This window comes from Escherichia albertii NBRC 107761 = DSM 17582 (assembly GCF_000759775.1).
GTDB classification, from domain to species: Bacteria; Pseudomonadota; Gammaproteobacteria; order Enterobacterales; family Enterobacteriaceae; genus Escherichia; species Escherichia albertii.
In genome coordinates this window covers 1-4,668 of the sequence record NZ_BBMY01000194.1, presented here as the reverse complement: position 1 = coordinate 4,668, position 4,668 = coordinate 1, and the positions used below count along the sequence as shown (strand labels likewise).

The window sequence follows — 4,668 nt, the reverse complement described above, 5'->3', positions numbered from 1 at the left end:
ACAATAAGAATGCCACGCAATCCGTGGCATTGTTGGGCGCTATTTTACGTGTTTTTTAGCGGCGGCGGTTTGTTCAGACGCAAATTAACGCCGCCAGATAATTTTACTGACCTTCCAGTTTTTCAGCGTATCGTCAGAAGGCATTAACCCTTCAGGACCGCTCCACTCGCCGCTGAACTGGTAGCTAATATGTTGGCTGCCTTCGGCTTTACATTCGACAGCACGATTATCGTCACCCTCAGCTTTTTGGCAATGACCAAATGCTTTGCTGTAAACGTCGCTAAACGGTGTACCGATTTTAACACCGGTGTCAGCAGGAATATTGTTATCCAACACATCAATGCGATTAATTGTCCCCTGGTCGCCGTTAATGACCATCGCTACGCTGTCGCCTTTCATCACTTCAAAAAAGCGCACGACATTTCCATTAGCGGTTTTCATACCACTGCGCAGACGATAATCGCCATCAAGAGCATCAGCAATGGCTTGCTCTTTCAATGGGGTAGACGCCGTTAACTCACCCACGCCCTTCTCGCTTACTTTAGTGGACGAACCAAACCAGTTCCACGGGTTAGCAGCAGACCAGTTAACTGACGATATCGTGGAACAGCCAGTCAGCATCAACGGCATAGCGCATAACAATAAACGCAGCGATTTCATATCACTTCCTTTGGTTATTCAATAACGTTGCTTGGAGTGCGAATTTGCAAAAAAGTGCCGTTAGAGGTTGATGACAAACTCAAAATTGCCTGATGCGCTACGCTTATCAGCGTCTATTTTTCCCTGCAATATATTGAATTTGAAAAACTTTGTAGGTCGGACACGGCGTTCACGCCGCATCCGGCATAAACAAAGCGCACCTCTGCGTTATTCTTTTTCTTCAACAAAACAAGCGCGTAAACGTCGATTGGTCAACAACCAGATTAACGCCACAAAATCCGCCACCACCAGCGCCAGACCAATACCGCTAACAGATTCACCGTTCAGCCACAACCACGGTTGCCAGCAAAGCAAAACCATCTGTGCCAACAGCAACAAAAAATAGAGCGCATGCCAGGAACGAGGAAATTTCGCGCGTCGGCCACTCAGCAAAAACGCCAGCACCGCCGGAACGCCGGGAATCAATCCCAACCAGAAATTATCATGATCGGGATAAAACAGATTCAGTAGCACAGTGCCCTGCTCACGCGACGCGCCAGCAATCACAAACAACACCCAGGTTCGCGCCTGAAGCAGCAGCACGCACCAGAAGAGGAAAGGTAAACGCAAGCGTCCGTGCACATCGTAATGGGCAGGATGAAACTCAGTACTCTTCATCTTCAATCAAACGCTTGCCCATACTCAGCACATCGGCGTGTTCATATCCCAGACGCTCGTACATCCCGAGCACCATGTCATTATCTTCCGGCACGTTGATTTGAATCTTCGGACAGCCACGGGCAATGAGCTTCTTCTCCAACCGATTCAGTAACGCATTGGCAATTCCGCGCCCGCGAAATTCTGGATGTACACCAAGATAATAAGCAGAACCGCGATGCCCATCATAACCGCCCATCACTGTGCCAACCACTTCGCCGTTGACTTCCGCCACCAGGAACAAACTGACGTCATGGTGCATCTTGCGCTCGATGTCCATCTCAGGATCGTTCCACGGACGCAACAAATCGCAACGTTCCCAAAGGGTTATCACCTCTTCGAAATCAGTCTGGCGAAATACGCGTATCTCCATGGTATAGGTTACCTTTTTGGGCTTAAAACGGTGATTATGGCGTGAACAGTCGAATTAGCCAATATCTGACGAAAAACGGCGAGAAAAATGACATAATGAGTAATTGTCATCTATTGAAATGAAAAGTAAACAATTCTCAACAGCAAATGGTCGTAACGGATTACGCGATACGATATAACATCTGGAACTTTATTATTACAACTCAGGCCGTATGAGCACTTTTAAACCACTAAAAACACTCACTTCGCGCCGCCAGGTGCTGAAAGCCGGATTGGCTGCCCTGACGTTGTCAGGAATGTCGCAAGCCATCGCCAAAGAAGAACCGTTAAAAACCAGTAATGGGCACAGTAAGCCGAAAGCCAAAAAAACCGGAGGCAAGCGGATAGTCGTTCTCGATCCGGGTCACGGAGGAATTGATACCGGGGCGATTGGCCGCAACGGTTCAAAAGAAAAACACGTAGTGTTGGCAATAGCTAAAAATGTTCGTTCCATATTGCGCAATCATGGAATTGATGCGCGTTTAACGCGTTCTGGCGATACGTTTATCCCACTGTACGATCGCGTTGAAATCGCCCATAAGCACGGCGCAGATCTGTTTATGTCAATCCACGCCGACGGGTTTACTAACCCGAAAGCGGCGGGTGCTTCAGTCTTTGCTCTCTCTAACCGCGGCGCAAGTAGTGCGATGGCAAAATATTTGTCGGAACGCGAAAACCGCGCGGATGAAGTCGCCGGCAAAAAAGCGACTGACAGGGACCATCTATTGCAGCAAGTGCTGTTTGATCTGGTGCAAACCGATACTATTAAAAACAGCCTGACGCTTGGCTCGCATATTCTGAAAAAAATTAAACCGGTGCATAAGTTACATAGCCGCAACACTGAGCAGGCGGCGTTTGTGGTGTTGAAATCACCATCGGTTCCTTCGGTACTGGTAGAAACGTCGTTTATCACCAACCCGGAAGAAGAACGGTTGCTGGGTACGGCGGCGTTTCGCCAGAAAATCGCCAATGCTATTGCCGAAGGCGTAATCAGTTATTTCCATTGGTTTGACAATCAGAAAGCACATTCGAAAAAACGATAAGTTATGAAACCCGACACACACCAGGTTAAACAGTTTCTACTCAATCTTCAGGATTCGATTTGCCAGCAACTCGCCGCCGTCGATGGCGCAGAGTTTGTTGAAGATAGCTGGCAACGCGAAGCTGGCGGCGGTGGGCGCAGTCGGGTGTTGCGTAACGGCGGTGTTTTCGAACAGGCAGGCGTCAACTTTTCGCATGTTCACGGCGACGCGATGCCTGCTTCCGCCACGGCACATCGCCCGGAGCTTGCCGGACGAAGTTTTGAAGCGATGGGCGTTTCGCTGGTGGTGCATCCACACAATCCATATGTTCCCACCAGCCACGCGAATGTGCGCTTTTTTATTGCCGAAAAACCGGGAGCCGATCCCGTCTGGTGGTTTGGCGGCGGTTTCGATTTAACGCCTTACTACGGCTTTGAAGAAGATGCCATTCACTGGCATCGCACTGCCCGTGATCTGTGTCAGCCGTTCGGCGAAAATGTTTATCCACGTTACAAAAAGTGGTGCGACGATTACTTCTACCTCAAACATCGCAACGAACAGCGCGGCATTGGCGGTCTGTTCTTTGATGACCTGAACACGCCAGACTTCGACCACTGCTTCGCCTTTATGCAGGCGGTAGGTAAAGGCTACACCGACGCTTATTTACCGATTGTTGAACGCCGTAAAGCAATGACATACAGCGAGCGCGAGCGCAATTTCCAGCTTTACCGTCGCGGTCGCTATGTCGAGTTCAACCTGGTATGGGATCGCGGCACATTATTTGGCTTACAAACAGGCGGTCGCACCGAATCTATCCTGATGTCAATGCCACCACTGGTACGCTGGGAGTACGATTATCAGCCGGAAGAAGGCAGTCCAGAAGCAGCGTTGAGCGAGTTTATTAAGATCAGAGATTGGGTGTAATGTATTAGACTCCTGACAGTTGACTATTTATTACGAGCGCTCAGGAGACACGAATTTATTATAAAGGATTTACTTAATGCATGGAGCGCCCCAATGACCGACCGTATTCCCTGTAAAAACCCCACTTGCACATCGACCATTCTGCCACAAACCGCCGTGCGCACCGGTGGATATTGTATGCCCTGCGTTCAGGCACAAAAAAAGCGTGAACACGATGAATATATTAGAAATAACAAAAAAATCGTAAATGCGTTTGCAGGGTTAAACGATCCGGTTGCCATGCTGAAATTAGTCCACCAACCACGAAAATTCGATGTGTTAATCGACTGGACTCCCTGCCCTGTTCCCACCGATTTGTTGTATCAACAATTGTCTCCCGATCAAGCGCAGCAGATGGCTGATTACGCCACAGAACGGTTTGTATCTGGAGAATATCAGCACGCTCAGGAGATTTGTCTCTGTCTTGCAGCATTTACTCAGGCAAATCTGGATGCGTATTTAAGAGAATGGATCTCTTATAATGATTTGGATAGTTATTCTTGCTTACCTTTTCATCGCGCCCCTACGGATGTTCGCGATGCGCTTTTAAAGCAGGTTGAGATTGATGCAGACAACAGAAATTTTATTCTGCAATGTCTGGCATGGATTGGTGATGATATCGTTATCGAGCATTTTTCCCAGTGGCGCAAGAATCCACCGCCGTGGCGCAGTTCACTTTACATTGCACCAGAAGAATATGCGCATGTTGCAGGTTGGGAATTAACCGCTGAAGGGCAAAGGCGTAATCTCTATTTATCTCAATGTTTTCACCTGGAGAAGAAAAGCACCGGGTCTTCCGAAGTTTTCCTTGTTGCAGGTGAACGCGGCGACACCTGTCCAAATTGCGCATTACCTCTAACGAATCTTTTCGATATTGAGCCAAAAGCCATTGGCCTTAATGGTAACGCCAGGTTGG

6 protein-coding genes are annotated in these 4,668 nt (G+C 48.5%); 3 read left to right on the top strand and 3 right to left on the bottom strand.

Going from position 1 to position 4,668, the window contains the following annotated elements:
- Nucleotides 1-84 precede the first annotated feature (84 nt).
- From EA14781_RS21810 to EA14781_RS21800, 3 genes are all read right to left on the bottom strand, one after another.
- Nucleotides 85-660: an RpoE-regulated lipoprotein gene (locus EA14781_RS21810; protein ID WP_000838928.1), complete on the bottom strand. Its 576-nt coding sequence runs from the start codon at nt 658-660 to the stop codon at nt 85-87.
- Nucleotides 661-867: 207 nt separating this feature from the next.
- Nucleotides 868-1,317, bottom strand: coding sequence for a DUF2919 domain-containing protein (locus EA14781_RS21805; protein ID WP_010332548.1), 450 nt, complete (start codon nt 1,315-1,317; stop codon nt 868-870).
- Entirely contained in the window at nt 1,304-1,729 is a 426-nt protein-coding gene (locus EA14781_RS21800) for a GNAT family acetyltransferase (protein ID WP_010332550.1), read from the bottom strand. Before EA14781_RS21800 ends, EA14781_RS21805 begins: the two co-directional genes overlap by 14 nt.
- 211 nt (nt 1,730-1,940) lie before the next feature.
- Between EA14781_RS21800 and amiA the strand changes: the two genes are divergently transcribed.
- The 3 genes from amiA to EA14781_RS21785 form a co-directional block, all read left to right on the top strand.
- Nucleotides 1,941-2,810 (top strand): N-acetylmuramoyl-L-alanine amidase AmiA, encoded by an 870-nt coding sequence (amiA, locus tag EA14781_RS21795; RefSeq protein ID WP_000102912.1) that lies wholly within the window; start codon nt 1,941-1,943, stop codon nt 2,808-2,810.
- A 3-nt stretch (nt 2,811-2,813) separates the two neighbouring features.
- Nucleotides 2,814-3,713 (top strand): oxygen-dependent coproporphyrinogen oxidase, encoded by a 900-nt coding sequence (gene hemF / locus EA14781_RS21790; protein WP_000801448.1) that lies wholly within the window; start codon nt 2,814-2,816, stop codon nt 3,711-3,713.
- Nucleotides 3,714-3,806: 93 nt separating this feature from the next.
- A partial coding sequence (locus EA14781_RS21785; protein ID WP_042336275.1) for a hypothetical protein occupies nt 3,807-4,668 on the top strand: 862 nt, incomplete at its 3' end.

Bases quoted from the DNA above. Each gene is read 5' to 3' on its own strand.
- EA14781_RS21810 (WP_000838928.1), bottom strand. From the start codon at position 660: ATGAAATCGCTGCGTTTATTGTTATGCGCTATGCCGTTGATGCTGACT.
- EA14781_RS21805 (WP_010332548.1), bottom strand. From the start codon at position 1,317: ATGAAGAGTACTGAGTTTCATCCTGCCCATTACGATGTGCACGGACGC.
- EA14781_RS21800 (WP_010332550.1), bottom strand. From the start codon at position 1,729: ATGGAGATACGCGTATTTCGCCAGACTGATTTCGAAGAGGTGATAACC.
- amiA (WP_000102912.1), top strand. From the start codon at position 1,941: ATGAGCACTTTTAAACCACTAAAAACACTCACTTCGCGCCGCCAGGTG.
- hemF (WP_000801448.1), top strand. From the start codon at position 2,814: ATGAAACCCGACACACACCAGGTTAAACAGTTTCTACTCAATCTTCAG.